We start from the raw sequence: 20341 nt of genomic DNA on the forward strand, positions 1-20341 counted from the left end.
AATACGGACGGTCGTTCGGCGCGGCGGGCTCCAAACAGAACGCGCGTACTGTTTTAACCAGCATATCCCATGAGCAGCTCAGCGACCGAGCGATCGTGCAAGCACCGCCGTGCCACCGCAGATCCGCGCCGAATGCACTGTGCGGCAGCAGTTCTCCTTGTACACAGCGCCGACGCGCCGAGACCGACCGCTCGCACCGGTCGCCGCTTTTGCGCGGTCCTACCACATCGCCCACCGAGTCGACAGATTTACGACCAGGGGCGGTGAAGCCGTTTCAACAGCCGCATCGAGTTGATATATCCTCAGCAACAGGTCATGAGTGTCAGCGCACAGCCCCGGCTTGCTGACCGGCAACCCTCCATCCGCGGTGGGGTGCTCCGGGTGATGACCTGGCTGCGACGGAAGTCGCCGCAGCAAGCGCGGGTCCGAGGGTCGGACCCAACATACGAGGCCCGCCCCGGGCCGCCGACCGAAGAAAGAGAATGACGTCTCATGTCTGACGCCGCGAATTGGAGCTTCGAGACCACCCAGGTGCACGCCGGGCAGGTAGTCGACGCGACCGCCAAGACACGCGCACTGCCGATCTACCAGACCACGTCGTACGTGTTCGACAACACCGACCACGCGGCGAACCTGTTCGCGCTCGCCGAGCCGGGCAACATCTACACCCGGATCATGAATCCGACGCAGGACACCGTCGAGCAGCGCCTCGCGGCTCTCGGCGGCGGCGTCGCGGCCCTCTTGGTGGCCTCCGGCCAGGCCGCCACCACCTACGCGATTCAGAACATCGTCGAGGCCGGCGGGCACGTCGTCTCCAGCCCCCGTATCTACGGCGGCACATACAATCTCTTCCACTACACGCTGCCGAAGTTCGGCATCGAGGTCTCGTTCGTCGACGATCCCGACGATCTCGAGTCGTGGACGTCGGCGATCCGGCCCAACACCCGCGCACTGTTCGGTGAGACCATCGCGAACCCGCACAATCAGGTCCTCGACATCGCCGGAGTGGCGGACGTCGCACACTCGCACAGCCTCCCGCTGATCGTCGACAACACGGTCGCGACGCCGTATCTGCTGAATCCCATCGAGCACGGGGCCGACATCGTCGTGCACTCGGCCACCAAGTACATCGGCGGCCACGGCACCGCGATCGGCGGCGTCATCATCGACGGCGGCACCTTCGACTGGCGCGTCCAGCGCGACGGTGAAGACCTGTTCCCCGGCTTCACCACCCCGGACCCGAGTTACAACGGCGTCGTCTTCGCCGACCTGGGGGCTCCGGCCTACGCGCTCAAGGCGCGGACGCAATTGCTGCGCGACACGGGCGCGGCCATCTCCCCGTTCAACGCCTTCCTGCTGGCTCAGGGCATCGAGACGCTGAGCCTGCGCGTGGAGCGCCACGTCTCCAATGCACAGAAGGTGGCCGAGTTCTTGGAGGCCAACGACCAGGTCACCTCGGTCTCGTACGCCGGTCTCAAGTCGTCGCCGTACTACGAACGGGCGCAGAAGCTGCTGCCGAAGGGCGCCGGCGCGGTCATCGGATTCGAGATCGAGGGCGGCGTCGAGGCGGGCAAGGCCTTCGTGAACGCACTGACCCTGCACAGCCATGTCGCCAACATCGGCGACGTCCGCTCGCTGGTGATCCACCCCGCGTCCACCACGCACAGCCAGCTCTCCCCGGAGGAGCAGCTGGCCGCCGGTGTGACGCCGGGTCTGGTCCGGCTCGCCGTGGGCATCGAGGGCATCGACGACATCCTCGCCGACCTCACCACCGGGTTCGCCGCGGCAGCGCGAGTCAAGTAGCCGTTGTCTCGTCCACTGCCGTTGTCTCGTCCACTGAAGGGAGGCCAGGTGTCGGTCAGTATCGACCCGGCCACGACGGTGAGCGACCCCGACTGGGCCACCCGTCCGGACGGAGCTCAGGTCAGCGTCTCGATCGGCGATCTGACTCTCGATTCGGGGGCCACGCTGGCCGACGTCACCGTCGCCTTCCAGAAGTGGGGCACGCCGACGGCGGCCCGGGACAACATCGTGTTGGCGCTGCACGCGCTCACCGGTAACTCGCACGTCGCCGGCCCGGCCGACGATCAGTTCTCGATGACCGGATGGTGGGACGGACTGATCGGGCCGGGCTGCGCGGTCGACACCGACGAATGGTGCGTGTTGGCGCCGAACGCGATCGGCGGCTGCTTCGGCTCCACCGGTCCCGGCTCCCTCGCTCCCGACGGCAGGCCGTGGGGGTCACGCTTCCCGCGGCTCACCGTTCGCGACCTCGTCCGGTCGGAGTCGCTCGCGCTGGAGGCACTCGGCATCAGCCGGCTGGCCGCCGTCGCGGGCGGCTCGATGGGAGGTGCCCGTGCCCTCGAATGGGCCGTCACCTACCCCGACGCGGTCGGCGCCGCGCTGGTGCTGGCGGTGGGCGCGCGGGCCAGCGCCGATCAGATCGGCACGCAGACCACCCAGATCGAGGCGATCAAGTCCGATCCCGCGTGGCAGGGCGGCGACTACTACGGGACCGGCCGCTCCCCCAGCACCGGAATGGGTATCGCGCGCCGAATCGCGCATCTGAGCTACCGGAGCGACCGCGAGCTCGACCAGCGTTTCGAGAACCGCCCCCAGGGAGAGGAGAACCCGCTGGTCGACGGCCGCTACTCCATCGCCAGCTATCTGGAGCACCAGGCCGAGAAGCTCAAGCGGCGCTTCGATCCGGGCGCCTACGTGGTGCTCTCGGACGTCCTCAACAACCACGACGTCGGCCGCGACCGCGGCGGCGTCGCGGCGGCCCTGGCCGGATGCAGCGTGCCGACCGTCGTCGGCGCGATCGACTCCGACCGGCTGTATCCGCTGTACCAACTCGAGGAGATCGCCCGCGAGCTCGGCGACTGCGTCGGCGGGCTGCACGTGATCCGCTCCGACGCCGGCCACGACGGATTCCTCACCGAGTTCGAGCCGATCCGGGAACTCCTCGCGAAGACGATGGACGTCGCGCGCCTGCGGCGGTCGGCGGACTGAGCCGCACCCCGCAGCGCTCACTCTCACAGTTCCGTCGAGGCCACCCAGTACTCGGTGAACCGTCCGTCGCGGACGCTCAGGATGTCGTTGCCCGTCAGATACGAGATCTGTCCGTCGGACGTCATACCCTGACCTGCCCACCGCCCGGCCACGTAGCCGTCGGCGGCGAACGGCCCGACCTCCACCTCGAAGACCAGGTCCCGGTAGGTGGCTTTCGTGGCGTCGACCAGTGCGGCGAGCTTGCCGGGACCGGCGACCTCCGCGCTCGGCCAGTGTCCGAGGAAGTCCTCGCTCACCAGTTCCTCGGCGACCGCCTTGAGACGTTCACGGTCGGTCGGCCCGTTCCACAATTCATCGATCCAGCGGCGATACAGATCGCATGCGTCGGCAGATTCGGTCATGCCTCAACCGTGACACATCACGGCGCCGACCCGGCGGAGGTGCTAAGCGGTTCCGAGCGAGTCGATCGATGTGGCGAGCCACAGCACGGTGCCGCCGAGCGCCGCCATGGCGCAGATGTCGAAGACGCGGCTGCGCACCTGCAGGAGGCCGACGCGATTCGCCGGAAGGAACGCACGGAACACCGCGCCCAGGAGCATCGCCGAGCCGAAGACGAATGCCCCGCGTCGCCAACGGTCGATCAGCACCAGCAGCGCCGCGACGGCTATCACCGCCAGAACGGTGTAGTAGGGCACGTTGGCGATGAAGCCGTGCAGCTTGCGGGCACGGCGCATCGATTCCACCCGTTCCGAGTCGACCGGGACGGGCCCGTCGTGCGCGGCACCCCCGGACGCCTCGGCCGCCATCACTTGCTCTCGAGGTCCGCCAGCTGAGCTTCGGCGCGCTCGACGACGTTCGCCAGCAGGAACGCGCGCGTCAGCGGACCGACGCCGCCCGGGTTGGGCGACACCGCGCCGGCGACCTCCCAGACGTCGGGGTGCACGTCGCCGGTGAGTCCCGCCTCGGTGCGGCTGACGCCGACGTCGATGACGGCGGCACCCGGCTTCACCATGTCGGCCGTGATCAGGTGCGGCACGCCGGCTGCCGCGACCACGATGTCGGCGCGGCTCACCTCGGCCGCGAGGTCGCGGGTACCGGTGTGGCACAGCGTGACCGTCGCGTTCTCGCTCCGGCGGGTCAGCAGCAGGCCGATCGGCCGGCCGATGGTGACGCCGCGGCCGACCACGGTGACGCGCGCGCCGTCGAGCGGGATGTCGTAGCGGCGCAGCAGGTGGATCACGCCGCGCGGCGTGCACGGCAGGGTCGACTCCTTACCGAGCACGAGGCGGCCGAGGTTGATCGGATGCAGACCGTCGGCGTCCTTCTCCGGTGCGATGCGCTCGAGCGCCGCGTTCTCATCGAGGTGCTTGGGCAGCGGCAGCTGCACGATGTAGCCGGTGCACGCGGGGTCCGCGTTGAGGTCGTCGATCGCGGCGTTCAGCTGCTCGGTGGTCGCGTCGGCCGGGAGATCCTTGCGGATCGACGCGATGCCGACCTTGGCGCAGTCGGAGTGCTTGCCCTTCACGTACGAGTGCGAACCCGGGTCGTCGCCGACGAGCACGGTTCCCAGTCCGGGAGTGATCCCGGCTGCGTTGAGCCGCGCCACGCGGGCGCTCAGATCGGTGAAGATCTCGTCGCGGGTGAGTTTGCCGTCCAGTCGAATCGCCGTCACGGGTCTCTATTGTTCCACTATCCCCGCCGATCGCGCGTACCCCCTAGTCGACGGCGCGCGCAGCGGCCGTGCCGCCGACCAGGGCGACGCACGCCGCCACCGCCGGCTCCTCGAGCGAGCTCAGCGGAAGGCCGCGTTCGATCGTCGATGCCGCGAGTTCCCGAATGCCGCCCCAGACGATCACCGCGGTCTCGCGAGACATCGGCGGGATGCCCGCGGCGTGGAACCGGTCCGTGCCGGTCAGGCGTGCCATCAGAGCCGTGAACGCCTCCAGCGAAGCGAGCTGCACCGCACGGGCCGCGTCACCGAGAGCCGGCAGTTCCCGAATCCAGCTGCGCGTGGTGCCGGGATTCGATTCGCACACCGTGATGTAGGCGTGCACCGCCTGTCGCACCTGCGCCGGCCACGCGGACGCCGGGTCGACGGCCGTCTCGATGGCCGCCAGCAGTTCCACGTTGACGGCGCCCAGCAGTTCTACGTAGCACTCCTGCTTGTCTGCGAACTCGGCGTAGAAGGAACGTTTCGACGTGCGTGCCACACGCACGATGTCGGCGATGGTGGTCGCTTGGTAGCCGCGATCGGTCAGGCACTGGCGCATCGCGTCGAGCAGCCGTCCGCGGACGGTCGGGCTCTCCTGCGCGGTCGTCGGCATCTCCCACCTCACGGGTCCCCTTGGCAAGTTCGGTACTTCATCGTACCGTTGGTACCGACCGGTACCAGGCGGTGACGCGGCCGCGTTCCGCCGGTGCCCGCTCCCGAGAAAGGACGATGTCGTGGATCTCCAAGTCTCCGATCCGGAACGCACACGCGCCGACGGGCCGCACCGTCTTCCACCCGGCCCTCGGCTGCCGCGCGCGGTGCAGGGTGCCGGATTCCTCGTCGACCGACGTCGATCCCTGCGCTGGATCGCGCACCGCTACGGCGACGCCGCCGCGCTGGCCCTTCCGTTCTTCGGCGAGACCGTGCTGATCAGCGATCCGGCGATGGCCAAGCAACTGTGCATGGCGAAGTCGGACACCGTCGTCAACGTCCGGCCCAACCTCGGGCGCACCCTGGGCCGCGGTTCGATGTTCGCACTCGTCGGCGACGAGCACCGGCGCCGGCGGCGTCTGCTCACTCCGCCGCTGCACGGGCGGCGAATCAAGGAGTACGAGGCGATCGTCGCGCAGGAGTTCGCCTCGGAGGCGTCGCGCTGGCCGGTCGGACGTCCCTTCGCGACGCTCGAGCCGATGATGCGGATCACGCTGAATGTCATCCTCCGCGCGGTGTTCGGGGCGCAGGGCAGCGGACTCGACGCGCTTGCCGACCTCATGCCTCCGTTGGTGACGAACGGGTCGCGGCTCGCCACGCTTCCCGAACTGCCGCGGTTGGGAGGAAAGGCCAACCCGCGCAACCGATTCGACGCCGAGCGCGCCGAGTACGACGCAGTCATCTCGCCGTTGATCACTCAGGCCCGCGCTGACGCCCACCTCGCCGAGCGCAACGACATCCTCGCGCTGATGGTGCAGAGCAGCTACGACGACGGCACGGTCATGTCCGACGCGGAGATCCGCGACGAACTGCTGACCCTGCTCGCCGCCGGTCATGAGACCACCGCGACCACGCTCGCGTGGGCGATGGAGCGTCTGAGCCGGCACCCGCGGATTCTCGCCGACCTCGCGGCCGAGGCGCGGTCGGAGGAGAACACACTCCGGATCGCGACGATCCACGAGGTCCAGCGGAGCCGGCCGGTGATCGACCTGTTCGGCAGACACGTCATCGCCGAGGACGGTCTCGAACTCGGCGACTACCGAATCCCCAAGGGATACAACGCGGTGGTGGCCATCTCACTGCTGCACGACGACAGCCGGCAGTTCGCCGACCCGGCACGGTTCGACCCGCAGCGCTTCGTCGACGCGAAGCCCGGGCAGGCGTGGCTGCCCTTCGGCGGCGGCACCCGGCGCTGCATCGGAGCAGCGTTCGCGCACATGGAGATGGATGTGGTGCTCCGAGAACTGCTGCGCACGTTCACCGTCCAGCCGACCGCGGCGAAGGGCGAACGCTCGCACTCCCGAGGCGTCGCGTACGCGCCCGCACGAGGCGGGCGCGTGGTGCTGTCGCGACGAATCTGAGGCGGCGGACGCGGGGTGGTTCCCCGCCGCCGGCCGATATGAGTCGGTATCGTCCCATTCATCAGAACGAGAGGCGCCCCATGTTCCGCTCTGTGACCGGTGTTGTTGCGGCAGTCGTCGCAGCTGGACTGCTCGTCGGCTGTTCCACCGGCGACGTCTCCGCCGGAGGCGCGACGGCGCCGGAGACGACCGAGATGAACACTCAGCACCCTGCGGCACCAGTCAGCTCGGCCGCGAACGCGATCATGCCGAACGTCGTGTGCATGAACCTCCAAGAGGCTCAGAACGAGATCCAGCGCGCCGGTGTCTTCTACTCGCGAAGCAACGACGCCACCGGCAGGGGCCGGCACCAGATCCGCGATCGGAACTGGGTGGTCGTCGCTCAGACTCCGTCCCCCGGGACGCCGATCGGTGAGGGCGACGCCGTTCTGTCGGTCGTCAAGATCGGCGAGCCCAGCCTGTGCTGAACCGCCCGGTCCCTGCCGCGAACAGAGGTCAGGCGGCGGCCATCTGCTGCGACCGCGCGACGGCGAGGAACTCCTCGACCGTCACGTAGAAGCCGGTGGCGTCGTCGATCTGAAACCAGACGGTCTGCTTCGGATCGAGCCCGGCCCGTCCCGCGATCGAGGTGATGGGGGTGTTGTTGTTGTCGATAGTGCTGTTCATGTGATGCCTCCTGGCATTCGGGTAGATGGCAACGGCTCACGCCGTCGCGGGAGATGTCATGGGTCTGGGGCTCCGATATCGGCCCAGTCACGGACTTCATGAGGCTCTCGTGGTTCGGCTGCATCGATGCGCCGATCCTTGACCCAGAGTTCCTCGGGAGATTCGCGGATCGCTTCCGGCGGACCGTGAGAGGGTCTACGCCAGCGAATCGCGGATACAACATCCTCGCACATTCATTCGAGACGCGTCAAGCGCCCGTGCCTCGACTCCGGCTTGCGAGGTGCCGGAGCATAGGATCCTCGTGTGTTCCGAATCGTCTACTACCAGCCCTGCATCCCTCCGAACACCGGCAATGCGATTCGGATCGCGGCCAACACGGGCTGCGAACTGCACCTCATCGAGCCGCTCGGGTTCACCATGACCGATGCCCAGGTGCGCCGTGCCGGTCTCGACTACCACGAGATGGCCAATGTGACCGTCCACCCGGACCTGGACACCGCGTGGGAACGGCTCGCTCCCCGACGGGTGTTCGCCTTCACCGCCCACGCCACCCGCTTCTACACCGACGTCGCCTACGAGACCGGCGATGTGCTGTTGTTCGGACCGGAACCCACGGGACTGCCCGACGAGGTCCTCGCCGATCCGCGGATCACCGACCGGCTGCGCATCCCGATGCTGGAGGGGCGGCGTTCGATGAACCTGGCGAATGCCACCAGCGTCGCGCTGTACGAGGCGTGGCGTCAGCACGGGTTCGACGGCGCGGTGTGACGCCGGTGACGAGGTCGCGTCCGGCACGTCCCACTCGTCACCCCGTCCTGCTGCCTCGCCACCGCAGCGGCGCCTCGCCGTACTCCTCGACCGCGTGCGCGGCCATCCCGACCGTCCGCCCGTACTGAAACAGCACCTCCCCCGACCGCACCGGGAGCCCCAGCTCGTGGGTGACGACAGCACCGGCGAAGTCGATGTTCATCGGCCGCCCCACCCGGCGGGCGATCGACTCGGCCGCAGCCAGGGCCTGCGAGTCGGGCCGGTCGGCCCGGACACGGTCGAGCACGATCCGCGCCCGCGGATCCACCCCGGTGTAGATCACGTGCCCGAACCCCGGCACACGGCCTCCGACCACCGCGTCGGCCAGCGCGCGATCGACTGCCGTCCCGCCGACCACCGCGTCGAGCAGCACCCGGGCAGTGGCCGGCGCCCCACCGTGCAGCGGACCCGACAGCGCCGCGTATCCGGCGAGCAGCGCGTCGAACACCCCGGCGCGTGCCGACGCCGCGACCCGGGCCGCCGTCGTCGACGCGGCGAGCCCGTTGTCGATCAGAACGGTCGCGAGCAGGTCGATCCACGGGTGCGTGAAGTCGATTTCGGGCACTGATGCGGCAAGACGCGGAAGCAGTCCCACGACGCGGTCGCCGATGTCCGACAGATCGGCCCGCAGCGGGTCGGCCGCGGCGATCAACGCCACCGTCAACGGGATGCGGCGCTCGACGGGCACGCCCGACACCACGGAACCGTCGACGTCGGGCGGGGTCACGACCGACGAGGCTCCGAGGACCAACTTCGCCGCCCCCGCGAAATCGGTCTCCGCGCACAGTTCGGCGAGGTCACGGCCCCGCAGGTACAGGCGGTCGTCGCGGATCGCGGACACGCCGCTGGCGACGGCGCGGAACCGCAGCAGTCGGTCGCCCGCCCGGCGTCCGTCGTGCTTGGCGGCGGCCAGGGAGTCGATCTGCGTGCGGTCGAACAGCGATTCCGACTGGCCCGGCATCCGCCGCGAGGACAGGACGCCGCGACTGACGTACGAGTACAGCGTCCCGCGCTTGACTCCGAGCCGGGCCGCCGCCTCCGACGTGGTAATCCACTGGTCCACGGGTTGATTCAATCAACATTGCAGATATTGATCAATGGGCGCAGACTCGGCCGCATGACTCAGAGCACGCCCATCACCGTTCCCCGCGGACTGAAGAATGTGATCGTCACCGACACGGCCATCGGCGACGTGCGCGGCGAGGAGGGCTTCTACCACTACCGGCAGTACGACGCGACGGAGCTGGCGCGCACGGCGCGCTTCGAGGACGTCTGGCATCTGATGATCTACGGCGAGCTTCCCGACGCGGCGGCGTCGGAGCGGTTCGCGCGCCGCATCGGTGAACTCCGCGTCCTCGACGGCACCACCGTCGATCTGCTGCGCAGCGTCGTCACCCCCGATGTGGAGCCGTTGGCGGCATTGCGCGTGGCACTGGCGACGGCGGGGATCACCGAACGCCCGCTGTTCGACCTGCCCGAAGCCGACCGCATCCACGCCGCGCTGCGCTACGCGGCCATCGCTCCCACCGTGATCGCCGCCGCGCACCGGCTCGCGCGCGGACTCGACGTCGTCGACGCCGACCCCGCCGCCGGACACACGGCCGACTACCTGCGGATGGCGACCGGGAACACCGCCGACGACGCCGTCAGCGCCCTGCAGACCTACCTCGTGACCACCATCGACCACGGCTTCAACGCCTCGACGTTCGCCGGGCGCGTGGTCGCCTCATCGGGGTCGGACATGACATCGTCGATCCTGGGCGCGCTCGGTGCGTTTCTCGGCCCGCTGCACGGCGGCGCGCCCGGACGGGCGCTGGCGGCGCTCGAGGAGATCGGCGATCCGTCGAACACCCGGGACTGGGTGCGGGGAAAGGTGGCCGGCGGCGAGGTCATCATGGGCTTCGGTCATGCCGTCTACCGCACGCACGACCCCCGCGCCGAACTGCTGAAAGAGGTGGTCACCACGCGCTACGACTCACCCCTGGTCCGGCAGGCGGCCGCGGTGGAGGCCGAGATCGAAACCGCGATCAACGAATTCAAGCCCGGTCGGCGACTGTACGCGAACGTCGAGTTCTACGCCGGTGTGCTGATGAGCGAGGTCGGTCTGCCGCCGGAGATGTTCACGCCGACCTTCGGCGTCGCGCGAATCGTCGGCTGGACCGCGAACATCCTCGAACAGGCCGCCGAGCGCAAGATCATCCGTCCGGTGGCCCGCTACGTGGGACCGGAGCCGAGCCGCACCGCGAGTTCGCGAACCACTGCGGACGCCTAAGGCTTGTGGGCGTAGACGTACTTGTAGTAGTCGGCGTCGGCCAGCTTGCTCGCGGCCGCGGGATCGATCACCACCGTCGCGTGACGATGCCACTGGAGGATCGATGCCGGGCACGACGCCGACAGCGGTCCCTCCACCGCCGCCGCGATCGCGTCCGCCTTGCCCTCGCCGGTGGCGACCAGCGCGAGCCGTTCGGCATCGCAGATGGTGCCGAGCCCCTGGGTGATCACGTGCATCGGCACTTCGTCGAACGAGTCGAAGAATCGGGCGTTGTCCTGCCTGGTCTTCTCGGTCAGCGTCTTGATCCGGGTGCGTGAGGTCAGTGACGACGACGGTTCGTTGAATCCGATGTGCCCATTGCTGCCGATGCCGAGGATCTGCACGTCCACCGGGCCGAGGCGGCCGATGAGCGCGTCGTAGGCTTCGGCGGCGGCCTTGAAATCGGGAGCCATGCCGTCCGGCGAGTGCACCGTGCCGATGTCGATGTGATCGGTGAAGTTGTCGCGGATGAACCGGGCGTACGACTCCGGGTGCGTGGGCGGAAGCCCGACGTACTCGTCGAGCAGTACCGCGTCGACGCCCGCGAACGACAGCCCGTTCTCGCGGTGCCTGCGGATCAGCTCGGTGTAGGTGGCCAGCGGCGACGATCCGGTCGCGAGGCCGAGCGTCGATGCACCGCCTTCGATACCGCCTTCGATCGCCTCGGCGATGATGTCGGCCATCACCAGCTCCGGACGATCGACGATCACGACCTCCATGCGTCTCCCCGCTCTCTGTGCGCCTCCGTCGTCACCGCGACGATATCCCGATTCGGCCGGTGGTGCGGCGAGTCGTCAGCACCAGTCCCGAGACCGCGTTCCCACTTTCAGATCCAGTCGCTGCAGCCGATCGGCGACGACGGTCACCGCTCCCTCCGCGTTCTGCACCCGGCCCCGGATCAGCAACGCCGACGCCGTCTGCGCCAGTGACCGATAGCGTGCCCACAACCCCACCGAACACACCACGTTCACCATGCCGGTCTCGTCTTCGAGGTTCACGAACGTGACACCCGAAGCGGTGGCCGGCCGCTGCCGATGCGTCACCGCTCCCCCGACCAGCACCCGGCTGCCGTCGGCCACCGACAGCAGCCGGGCGGCCGGGACCACACCCATCGCATCGAGCCGGGGCCGCAGGTATTCGGTGGGATAGGACTTGGGTGAGATGCCGGTGGAGAGCGCGTCGACGGCCGTGAGTTCCACCTCCGACATGCCGGGCAGCGTCGGGGTCGCCCGCGGTGGCGGCACGTCGAGCTGGTCGTCGCGCAGTCCCGAGGCGGCACCGGCCTCCCACAGCGCCTGTCTGCGATCCAGACCGAGGCTCTCGAACGCGCCCGCGGTCGCGAGAGCCTCCAGCTGCGCCGTCGTCGCATTCACACGCCGGGACAGATCCGCCACCGAGACGAACGGACCGCCGGAGGTCCGCTCCTCGACGATCCTCGTCGCGAGGTCGTCGGACAGTCCGCGCACCGCACTCAGGCCGATCCGCACGTCGAGCCCGTCGTTCTCCAGACTCGCGTGGGAGAGCGAGGAGTTCACATCCGGTCGGTGCACCTGGACGCCGTGCCGCCGGGCATCGGCGACCAGCGACTGCGGCGAGTAGAAGCCCATCGGCTGGGCGCGCAGCAGCGCCGCGCAGAACGCCGCCGGGTGATGGAGTTTGAACCACGCGGAGTAGAAGACCAGCGACGCGAAACTCTGCGAATGACTCTCCGGGAAACCGAAATTCGCGAACGCTGCCATCTTCTCGTAGATGCGGTCGGCGAGGTCGCCGGTGATGCCGTGTCTCTCGCGCATCCCGTCGTAGAACCGTGTGCGGAGCCGCTGCATCTTCTCCGGCGACCGTTTGGATCCCATCGCACGACGCAACTGGTCGGCCTCCGCGGCGCCGAAACCCGCGACATCGCGCGCCACCTGCATCAGCTGCTCCTGGAACAGTGGAATGCCGAGGGTGCGCCCGAGTGCGTCCTCCATCGACGGATGATCGCAGTGCGGCTCCTCCAGCCCGTTGCGCCGGCGGATGTACGGATGCACCGAACCGCCCTGGATCGGCCCCGGCCGGATCAACGCCACCTCGACGACGAGGTCGTAGAAGTTCCGCGGCTTCAGCCGCGGCAGGGTCGCCATCTGCGCCCGTGACTCCACCTGGAAGACGCCGACCGAATCGGCGCGGCACAGCATGTCGTAGACGGCCTCCTCGGCCAGGTCGAGCCGTGCCAGATCCACCCGCACGCCCTTGTGCTCGGCGACGAGATCGATCATGTAGTGCAGTGCCGACAGCATGCCCAGGCCCAGCAGATCGAACTTCACCAAGCCGACCGCCGCGCAGTCGTCCTTGTCCCACTGCAGGATGCTGCGATTCTCCATCCGGGCCCATTCGGTGGGGCAGACGTCGGCGATCGGCCTGTCGCAGATCACCATTCCGCCCGAGTGAATCCCCAGATGTCTCGGCAGCGAGGAGATCTGCGCGGCGAGCTCGCGGACGTCGTCGGGCGCGGAGTCGGGGATCTTGCTCCAGGCGTCCTGCTGTCCGGGGGCGTACCCGAGCGCCCGGGCCATATCGCGCACGGCCGACCGCCCGCGGTAGGTGATGACATTGGTGACCTGTGCGCTGTGACTGCGCCCGTGCTTGGCGTAGACGTGCTGGATCGCCTCCTCACGGCGGTCGGACTCGATGTCGACGTCGATGTCCGGCGGACCGTCCCGCTCGGGTGAGAGGAATCGCTCGAACAGCAGATGGTTGGCGACCGGGTCGACGTTGGTGATCCCGAGCGCGTAGCAGACCGCCGAGTTCGCCGCGCTGCCCCGGCCCTGACACAGGATGTCGTTGTCCTTGCAGAACGAGACGATGTCGTGCACCACGAGGAAGTAGCCGGGGAAGGTCAGCGTCTCGATGATCGCCAGCTCGTGGTCGATCTGCCGGTACGCGTCGGGACGCTGCTCCCTGGTGCCGTAACGCTCGCGGGCTCCCCGTTCGGTGAGTGCGCGGAGCCAACTGGCCTCGGTGTGGCCGTCGGGGACGGCGAAGGGCGGCAGGTTCGGGGCGATCAGCCCGAGCGAGAAGGCGCATTCCTCCGCGAAGGCGACGGCGTTGTCGATGGCTTCACGGTGGGCGGGCATCAGCCGGAGCATCTCGTCTCCGCTGCGCAGGTGCGCCCCGCCCACCCCGGGCATCCAGCCGTCGATGGTCGCGATATCGGTCCGGGCGCGCACCGCCGCCATCGCCGTAGCGAGTCGGCCGTTCTCCGGCGCGGCGAAGTGCGCGCCAGTGGTCGCGACTGTCGGCACCCGATGGGATGCGGCCAGTGACGCCAGAATCGCATTGCGTTCGTCGTCGTCCGACCCGGCACCGGGGCTCAGCTCGACGGCGATGTTCCCGGCCCCGAAACGGTCGATCATCGTCCCGAGCGCGGTGTCGGCGGCCCGCCGGCCGCCGCGGTCGAGCGCCCGGCGCACCGCACCCTTGCGGCACCCGGTCAGAACCAGCCAGTCGCCGTCGGCGGCGTACTCGGTGATCGCGTCGGCATCGTAGCGCAACAGCCCCTTCTCGCCACCGCTCATATGCGCGTCGGCGATGACACGGGAGAGCCGGCGGTAGCCCTCGGCGCGGCGTGCGAGGACCAACAGGTGCTCCCCCGGCGGGTCCACCGCACCGGCGCGGGCACTGTCTCGCTGCAGCGAGAGTTCGGCGCCGAACACCGTCGGCATGCCGAACTCGCGGGCCGCTTCGGCGAATCGGACGACACCGTAGAAGCCGTCGTGATCGGTCAGCGCGAGCCCGCGCAGCCCCAGCCGCTGCGCCTCCTCGACCATGGCCTCGGGCATCGACGCGCCGTCGAGGAAGCTGTAGGCACTGTGCGCGTGCAACTCGGCGTACGGCACCGTCGATGCGCCGAACTCGATGTCGGTGGCCTGGTACGGGCCCCGCTTACGCGACCATGCCGGCGAATCGCCGCCGTCCCCCGGCGGCCCCGCGCCGTTGAACGTGGGCGGAAACGTCTCACCGAGCCGGTCGCCGCGCGCAGGCGCACGCCCCGACAGCACTCGCTCCATCTCCGACCAGGTCGGAGGCCCGTTGTTCCATCCCACACACCGATGATAGAACATATGTTCGATATCTGCCTTGCCGTGGCCCGCCCCGGCCACACCCCAGACGCGTGCCAGAGACCGGACCGACGCACGAATTACCGCTGTCAATCATTCACATCGGTATCTCTCTGTGAGACTCTGGGTCGGTGACGAGCTATTTCGTGACCGGCGGCAGCGGCTTCATCGGCCGTCGAGTCGTCGCGCGCCTGCTGGCCCGCGACGAGCAGGCCCGGGTGTACGCGCTCGTGCGCACCGGATCACTGCAGCGATTCGCCGCCGCCATGGAGGGGATCGACGGCGGCGACCGCGTCGTCGCCGTCGCCGGCGACCTCACACACGAAGACCTCGGCCTGCACGGATCCGACGTCGACGAGGTCGACCACGTGATCCACCTGGCCGCACTGCACGACCTCACCGCCGAGGAGGCCGACCTGCGGGCGGTCAACGTCGACGGCACCCGAAGGGTCGCCGAGTTCGCTCTCGCCCGCGGCGCGCTCCTGCACCATCTCTCCTCGATCGCGGTGGCCGGCGACCATCGCGGCGACTTCACCGAGACCGACTTCGACCTCGGCCAAGGCCTGCCGACCGAATGCCACCGCACCGTGTTCGACGCCGAGCGCGTCGTGCGGGAGACCGAGGGCCTGCGCTGGCGGGTGTATCGGCCGTCGGCCGTCGTCGGCGACTCCGTCACCGGACAGGTCGACAGGGCCGACGGCCCCTACTACTTCTTCGGTCACCTCGCCGTGCTCAGTCAGCTGCCCTCGTTCCTGCCGCTGCCGATCCCCGATCCGGGGCCCCTCAACGTCGTCCCCGTCGACTTCGTCGCCGAGGCGATGGTCGCGCTGATCGATGTGCAGGACGGCCGGAGCGGGCTCGTGTTCCATCTCGCCGACCCCGACCCACGCTCGATCACCGACCTGTTCAACGCCCTGTCACCGGCCTTCGACGGACCGTGGGCCTTCACCGCACTGCCTTCGGGGCTGGTGAGGCCGATGCTGGCCGCCAGCGGTCGCGGACTGCTGCGGCCCGGCCGCGACCTGATCGCCGAACAGACCGGCGTCCCACCCGCGATCCTCGACGTCGCCTCCCTTCCCGTGGTGTTCCGCAGCGACGCGACCGCCGCCGAACTCGACACGCTCGGTGTGAGACTGCCCGATCTGGACGAGTACGCACCCCGACTGTGGCGGTACTGGTACGAGAATCTCGATCCGGCCCGTCACCGCCGCAACGATTCGCGGGGCCCGCTGGTCGGCAAGAACATCTTGATCACCGGGGCGTCGTCGGGAATCGGCCGCGCGACCGCCCGCATGTGCGTGCGGCGCGGCGCCAACGTCTTCCTGGTGGCCCGCGACGCCGATCGGCTGATCGAGACCGCCGCCGAACTCGACGCGGAGGTTCCCAAACCCGGGCTGCCCGTCGGACGCGCGTACGCCTATCCCGTCGACATCACCGATGAGGCCGCGGTGCAGACCCTTGTGAAGTCGGTGATCTGCGAGCACGGCCATGTGGACGTGCTGGTCAACAACGCAGGCCGGTCCATCCGACGGGCGACCGCGAACGCGGTGACCAGGTCGCACGACTATCACCGGATGATGGCCGTCAACTACTTCGGCGCCGTCTATCTCACGCTCGCCCTGCTGCCGCACATGATCGAGCGGCAGTCCGGACACATCGTCAACGTGTCCTCGATCGAAGTCCAAAGCCGCGCACCACGATTCGGCGCGTACGCCGCGTCGAAGGCCGCACTGGAGGCGTTCAGCGACGCCACCGGTGCCGAGACCCTCTCCGATCACGTCACGTTCAGCAATGTGCGCATCCCGTTGACCCGAACGCGGATGATCGTTCCGACCAACGCCTACGACAGCGCTCGGGGGATCTGGATCGTCGACAAGGCCGCCCACCGGGTGCTGCACGCGATCGTCGAGCGCCCCAAGCGGGTGAACACGCTACTCGGCGACCTCATCGATTTCGGTCATCACGCCGCACCGCGGCTCACCAACCGACTGCTCCATCAGGACTTCCTTCTGCATGAGGAGTCCGACGCCGCGCTCGGCCGCACCGGCTGACGACGAAAGCCGTCGTCCATGCCACCATCAGGTATGCCCGACACTCCGTTCCTGCACGTCGATCCCGCTCGCCTCGACCGCAATCTCGCCGCGATGGCCGGGTGGGCCGAACGGCACGGCGTGCGCTTGCGACCACATGCCAAGACGCACAAGTGCGTTCGGGTCGCGCAGCGGCAGCTCGCCGCCGGTGCCGTCGGACTCACCGTCGCGACGATCGGCGAGGCGGAGGTCTTCGCCGACGCCGGGTTCGACGATCTGTTCGTCGCCTATCCGCTGTGGTTGTCGGAGGACAAGGCCCGCCGCCTGCGTGCACTCGCCGGTCGGGTGACGCTGACCGTCGGTGCCGATTCCGTCGAGGGCGTGCGCCGTCTCGCCGAAGGACTCGGCGGCGCTCCCGTCGGAGTGCTCGTGGAGATCGATTCGGGCATGCACCGCAGCGGTGTACCCGCCGATAGCGTGGTCTCGGTCGCCGACGCGGCTCGCGACGCGGGACTGACCGTGGCCGGTGTCTTCACCTTCCCCGGCCACGGCTACGGACTCGACACAGCGCGAGCCGACGCCGCGGAGCAGGAGGCCCGATCCCTGGCCGTCGCTGCGAACGCTCTGCGCGACAACGGTATCGACGTCTCCGTGGTGAGCGGAGGGTCGACGCCGACCGCACGACTCGCCGATCCCGGCGTGGTCACCGAGTTGCGTCCGGGCGTTTACGTCTTCAACGACGCCCAGCAGTTGGAACTCGGCAGCTGCGGTATCGACGACATCGCACTGACCGCGGTGTCCACGGTGGTCAGCGCATCCGGCTCCCGGGTGGTGCTCGACGCCGGCAGCAAGATCCTCGGGGCGGACCGCCCCGGCTGGACCACCGGTTTCGGCCGGCTCGCCGATCATCTCGACGCCCGTCTCGTCTCGCTGTCCGAGCATCATGCCGTCGCCGAGTTCCCACCGGCTGCCGTCGTGCCCGAGGTGGGCGACCGGGTGCGGGTGATACCCAACCACGTCTGTACCGCGGTGAACCTGGTCGACGAACTGTTCGCCGGTCCGGACCCGTACGGTGAACTCGAATCGTGGCCGGTCGCGGCGCGTGGCGCGAACAGCTGAGTCCTCCTCCGGGATCGCCGGAACGGGTTCGCCTCACTCATAGACTCCTTCCACAACCCACACCTCCTCCCGGCAGCAGAGCAGCAGTGCGCGGCCGTCTTCCAGCAGTGCCTGTGCCCGAGCCCTCCCCGGACCGAACGGCCACGGTCCCGCCCACCAGTGCAGACGATGCGACCGCGCCCCGAGCCGCACGGTCACCGGCTCCGCACTGAACACACCGCGCGGACTCACGGCGACCGACCGCCCCTCGGCGTCGAGGACCTCCGCTGTGGCCTGCACCAACAGCGAGGGCGTCGGCCGGGCAAGGCGGTCGGGCCAGGCGGCCGCCGGATCGCGCGGCGGTCGCAGTTCGTCGCCGAAGGCCACCAGCGCCACCTGCTCGGCCGGTCCCCGACCACCGCTGCGCACCGGCACCCGCACCGACTCGCCGCCGAGCAGCCCTTGGACCCGGACCAGAGCCCGACGTGCTTGATCGCCGAGACCGCCACCGGTGTCGCCCGGAAGCCCGGCGCCCGTCAGCGCCGACTGCAGCGTTCCCGGATTCACCACCTCGACCGGCTCCAGCACCAGTCGGACGACCGGTGAGTCAGGCGCTTCGACGCTGCCGGCCCGGCCGGTCAGCCACCCCTCCAGCTGCCAGCGCACACGGTCGGCAGTGGCCTCCGGCGTGAGCGGCTCCACGCATCGCCAGGTCCGTGAGTGCCGTTGCCCTCGCTCCGTGAACGCGTGAATCGTCAGTCGCATACAGGCCAGCGAGGCTGCGGACAGTCGCTCGTGCAGCTCCTGCGCCATTCGCCGTCCCAGGAAGGCCGCGGCGTCGATCCGATCGACCGGCGGATCACAGCTGTGCTCCACCGCCAAACCCGGCGGGATCGGTGCCCGGCTGGGCCGCCGGCCCGGCAGACCTCGGGCCAGCCGATGCGCGGTGATCGCATCGCCGGAGAAACGTGATGCGATATCCGCGGGATCCATCGCAGCGAAGGCGCCCAGGGTGCGAATCCCCAAGCGCCACAACAGACTCACCAGATCCTCACGTCCCGGGCCGTTCAGCGCGGGTTCTGCCACCAGGTCGGCGACCGGCCTCGCCGAGAGATAGGCGGCATCCGTCCCCGGCGGGACGGTCTGCCCCGATCTCGCGGCGAGCACCGCGGTGAACAGCTCATCGGCCACCCCGACTCTGGCCGTGACTCCCCCGACCACCGTCCTTCCGAGACCGTCTGCGTCGCGGCCCCTGCCGACCTCGGCCACCGCATCGGTGAGCCGTTCGGCCAATTGCTCCTCCCCGCCGAAGAAGCGCGCCGCACGATCGGCGGCCACCACCAGCAGTCCCGGCCGCAGCACCTCGGTCATCGGGACCACGCCGGTCACCGCCGCCACCACCGGCTCGAACAATCTCCCATCGCGTGCCGGGTCGGCGTCGTACACGGTCAGCCGCGGACACGACGACTGCGCCTGCCGTTTGCGCATCCCCCGTCTCACCCCGTCGACGCGGGCCGCATGCGAACACGCCTCCACTCGTCCCGCCCGCAGCACCGCCACCGGATCGCCCGGAACTCGCCCGGCCGCCGCGGCGGCCGCCGTCGTCGGCCAGTCCGGACACCACAGTGCCAGCACTCGCCTGCCGGGAGAATCGGCGGTCAATTCGCCACCGCCAGCGCCGCCGGCACCCGGGCCCCGTGTTCTGCACCTGACCCCGCCTTCGGCATCGTCGGCCGGACCAGCCGCATCACTCCTTCTTCTCCCAGTCCCGGCACCACGAGGTCGAACACGTCGCTCACTGGGCGAGCCCCCGGCGCCGACACCTGAACTTCCACCCGAAAACCCCCGATGCGGCCGTATCCGCTTCGCCGTACCGGCAGATGCCGGTACTCCCGCACTCGCCCCTGCACACGCGTGGCCGTCCCCGGCCAGTCACCGAGGACCAGCAGCGTGGACGACTGCTTCCTCGCCCGGCCCCCGAGCACCCGGGCTCGGGCCGGTGCCACCGACGACCCCGTCGGACCCAGTCGATCCTCGAATCCCAGCACCACCAGGTCCATTCCGTCCAGCAGCACCCCAGCCACCTCCAGTCGATCGGCTCCCGGCTCGGCGACCACCGCGATCCGGCTCAGATCCGCCCCCATCTCCACCGCCGCGGCCAGATTGAGTCGCGGCAGCCCGACCAGAGCCACCGTGGCCCCCGTCCGACTCGCCTCGGCGATGATCGACATCGGCACCACCGAAGCACCGGACACCGCGGCCACCGAGCCACGCGGGAGCCCGCGCTTCGGAAACAACGACGCCACGGACTCCGGCACGGCGATCACTCCCGACGACACCACTCCCGAGGCCGTTCCCGCACGAGCGCCCGACTGGCCGGACAGCCGGCTCAGCTTGCGACGCAGGTGTTCCAGTTCGGCCTTCTCCGCTGCATTCATGGCGCTTCCCCTCGTCGTTCCGGGCTTGCGCCCGTGTTCTCACCTCTCGTCCGAAGCGGCAGGGAAGATGCCGGTGTTCGAACTTGTGTTCGATAT

Annotated in this window: 18 protein-coding genes and 1 riboswitch; of the genes, 8 read left to right on the forward strand and 10 right to left on the reverse strand. The window is 69.3% G+C overall.

The window, feature by feature from the left end:
- Nucleotides 1–311 precede the first annotated feature (311 nt).
- A riboswitch (SAM riboswitch) is annotated at nucleotides 312–426 on the forward strand.
- Nucleotides 427–492: 66 nt separating this feature from the next.
- A complete protein-coding gene (locus tag ACE11G_RS12460; protein WP_006897231.1) occupies nucleotides 493–1803 on the forward strand; it encodes a bifunctional o-acetylhomoserine/o-acetylserine sulfhydrylase in 1311 nt (436 codons plus the stop codon).
- 48 nt (nucleotides 1804–1851) lie between these two features.
- On the forward strand, nucleotides 1852–3012 hold the full coding sequence (locus tag ACE11G_RS12465; RefSeq protein ID WP_006897230.1) for a homoserine O-acetyltransferase: 1161 nt from the start codon (nucleotides 1852–1854) through the stop codon (nucleotides 3010–3012).
- 23 nt (nucleotides 3013–3035) lie between these two features.
- On the opposite strand, the gene ACE11G_RS12470 is transcribed toward ACE11G_RS12465, so the two are convergent.
- The 4 genes from ACE11G_RS12470 to ACE11G_RS12485 are packed head-to-tail and all read right to left on the reverse strand — an operon-like array spanning nucleotide 3036 to nucleotide 5336.
- Nucleotides 3036–3413 carry a nuclear transport factor 2 family protein gene (locus ACE11G_RS12470; RefSeq protein WP_006897229.1) on the reverse strand — a complete coding sequence of 126 codons (378 nt, stop codon included), beginning with the start codon at nucleotides 3411–3413 and terminating at the stop codon, nucleotides 3036–3038.
- A gap of 42 nt (nucleotides 3414–3455) precedes the next feature.
- A complete protein-coding gene (locus ACE11G_RS12475; protein WP_006897228.1) occupies nucleotides 3456–3818 on the reverse strand; it encodes a DUF3017 domain-containing protein in 363 nt (120 codons plus the stop codon).
- The gene (locus ACE11G_RS12480; protein WP_006897227.1) at nucleotides 3818–4684 is read right to left on the reverse strand and encodes a bifunctional methylenetetrahydrofolate dehydrogenase/methenyltetrahydrofolate cyclohydrolase; all 867 of its coding nucleotides are present in this window, start codon (nucleotides 4682–4684) and stop codon (nucleotides 3818–3820) included. Before ACE11G_RS12480 ends, ACE11G_RS12475 begins: the two co-directional genes overlap by 1 nt.
- A gap of 43 nt (nucleotides 4685–4727) precedes the next feature.
- Nucleotides 4728–5336 carry a TetR/AcrR family transcriptional regulator gene (locus ACE11G_RS12485; protein ID WP_006897226.1) on the reverse strand — a complete coding sequence of 203 codons (609 nt, stop codon included), beginning with the start codon at nucleotides 5334–5336 and terminating at the stop codon, nucleotides 4728–4730.
- 121 nt (nucleotides 5337–5457) lie between these two features.
- Between ACE11G_RS12485 and ACE11G_RS12490 the strand changes: the two genes are divergently transcribed.
- On the forward strand, nucleotides 5458–6795 hold the full coding sequence (locus ACE11G_RS12490) for a cytochrome P450 (protein WP_375002382.1): 1338 nt from the start codon (nucleotides 5458–5460) through the stop codon (nucleotides 6793–6795).
- A gap of 92 nt (nucleotides 6796–6887) precedes the next feature.
- On the forward strand, nucleotides 6888–7262 hold the full coding sequence (locus ACE11G_RS12495) for a PASTA domain-containing protein (RefSeq protein ID WP_375002385.1): 375 nt from the start codon (nucleotides 6888–6890) through the stop codon (nucleotides 7260–7262).
- Between the two features lie 28 nt (nucleotides 7263–7290).
- Here ACE11G_RS12495 and ACE11G_RS12500 read toward each other — a convergent pair whose 3' ends face one another.
- Nucleotides 7291–7461, reverse strand: a complete 171-nt coding sequence (locus tag ACE11G_RS12500; protein ID WP_375002387.1) for a hypothetical protein — start codon at nucleotides 7459–7461, stop codon at nucleotides 7291–7293.
- Nucleotides 7462–7764: 303 nt separating this feature from the next.
- Here ACE11G_RS12500 and ACE11G_RS12505 point away from each other — a divergent pair, with 303 nt between their 5' ends.
- On the forward strand, nucleotides 7765–8229 hold the full coding sequence (locus ACE11G_RS12505; RefSeq protein ID WP_006897221.1) for a tRNA (cytidine(34)-2'-O)-methyltransferase: 465 nt from the start codon (nucleotides 7765–7767) through the stop codon (nucleotides 8227–8229).
- Between the two features lie 37 nt (nucleotides 8230–8266).
- On the opposite strand, the gene ACE11G_RS12510 is transcribed toward ACE11G_RS12505, so the two are convergent.
- A complete protein-coding gene (locus ACE11G_RS12510; RefSeq protein ID WP_062367089.1) occupies nucleotides 8267–9331 on the reverse strand; it encodes a citrate synthase in 1065 nt (354 codons plus the stop codon).
- A gap of 54 nt (nucleotides 9332–9385) precedes the next feature.
- Here ACE11G_RS12510 and ACE11G_RS12515 point away from each other — a divergent pair, with 54 nt between their 5' ends.
- Nucleotides 9386–10540, forward strand: a complete 1155-nt coding sequence (locus tag ACE11G_RS12515) for a citrate/2-methylcitrate synthase (protein ID WP_375002390.1) — start codon at nucleotides 9386–9388, stop codon at nucleotides 10538–10540.
- On the opposite strand, the gene nagB is transcribed toward ACE11G_RS12515, so the two are convergent.
- On the reverse strand, nucleotides 10537–11298 hold the full coding sequence (gene nagB / locus ACE11G_RS12520; RefSeq protein WP_375002392.1) for a glucosamine-6-phosphate deaminase: 762 nt from the start codon (nucleotides 11296–11298) through the stop codon (nucleotides 10537–10539). The genes ACE11G_RS12515 and nagB overlap by 4 nt on opposite strands.
- A gap of 75 nt (nucleotides 11299–11373) precedes the next feature.
- A complete protein-coding gene (locus tag ACE11G_RS12525) occupies nucleotides 11374–14664 on the reverse strand; it encodes an error-prone DNA polymerase (protein WP_045537815.1) in 3291 nt (1096 codons plus the stop codon).
- Nucleotides 14665–14810: 146 nt separating this feature from the next.
- Between ACE11G_RS12525 and ACE11G_RS12530 the strand changes: the two genes are divergently transcribed.
- Nucleotides 14811–16730 (forward strand): SDR family oxidoreductase, encoded by a 1920-nt coding sequence (locus tag ACE11G_RS12530; RefSeq protein ID WP_375002394.1) that lies wholly within the window; start codon nucleotides 14811–14813, stop codon nucleotides 16728–16730.
- Nucleotides 16731–16763: 33 nt separating this feature from the next.
- A complete protein-coding gene (locus ACE11G_RS12535; protein ID WP_006897215.1) occupies nucleotides 16764–17828 on the forward strand; it encodes an alanine racemase in 1065 nt (354 codons plus the stop codon).
- Nucleotides 17829–17861: 33 nt separating this feature from the next.
- Here ACE11G_RS12535 and ACE11G_RS12540 read toward each other — a convergent pair whose 3' ends face one another.
- Both ACE11G_RS12540 and ACE11G_RS12545 read right to left on the reverse strand, forming a co-directional pair.
- Entirely contained in the window at nucleotides 17862–19469 is a 1608-nt protein-coding gene (locus tag ACE11G_RS12540) for a DNA polymerase Y family protein (RefSeq protein ID WP_006897214.1), read from the reverse strand.
- Entirely contained in the window at nucleotides 19466–20245 is a 780-nt protein-coding gene (locus tag ACE11G_RS12545; protein WP_006897213.1) for a hypothetical protein, read from the reverse strand. Before ACE11G_RS12545 ends, ACE11G_RS12540 begins: the two co-directional genes overlap by 4 nt.
- Between the last annotated feature and the right edge of the window lie 96 nt (nucleotides 20246–20341).

It is taken from the genome of Gordonia sp. PS3 (assembly GCF_041950545.1).
GTDB lineage: Bacteria > Actinomycetota > Actinomycetes > Mycobacteriales > Mycobacteriaceae > Gordonia > Gordonia sihwensis.

Coding starts and splice junctions, on each gene's coding strand:
- ACE11G_RS12460 (WP_006897231.1), top strand. CDS start 493: ATGTCTGACGCCGCGAATTGGAGCTTCGAGACCACCCAGGTGCACGCC.
- ACE11G_RS12470 (WP_006897229.1), bottom strand. CDS start 3,413: ATGACCGAATCTGCCGACGCATGCGATCTGTATCGCCGCTGGATCGAT.
- ACE11G_RS12475 (WP_006897228.1), bottom strand. CDS start 3,818: ATGGCGGCCGAGGCGTCCGGGGGTGCCGCGCACGACGGGCCCGTCCCG.
- ACE11G_RS12485 (WP_006897226.1), bottom strand. CDS start 5,336: ATGCCGACGACCGCGCAGGAGAGCCCGACCGTCCGCGGACGGCTGCTC.
- ACE11G_RS12500 (WP_375002387.1), bottom strand. CDS start 7,461: ATGAACAGCACTATCGACAACAACAACACCCCCATCACCTCGATCGCG.
- ACE11G_RS12515 (WP_375002390.1), top strand. CDS start 9,386: ATGACTCAGAGCACGCCCATCACCGTTCCCCGCGGACTGAAGAATGTG.
- nagB (WP_375002392.1), bottom strand. CDS start 11,298: ATGGAGGTCGTGATCGTCGATCGTCCGGAGCTGGTGATGGCCGACATC.
- ACE11G_RS12535 (WP_006897215.1), top strand. CDS start 16,764: ATGCCCGACACTCCGTTCCTGCACGTCGATCCCGCTCGCCTCGACCGC.
- ACE11G_RS12545 (WP_006897213.1), bottom strand. CDS start 20,245: ATGAATGCAGCGGAGAAGGCCGAACTGGAACACCTGCGTCGCAAGCTG.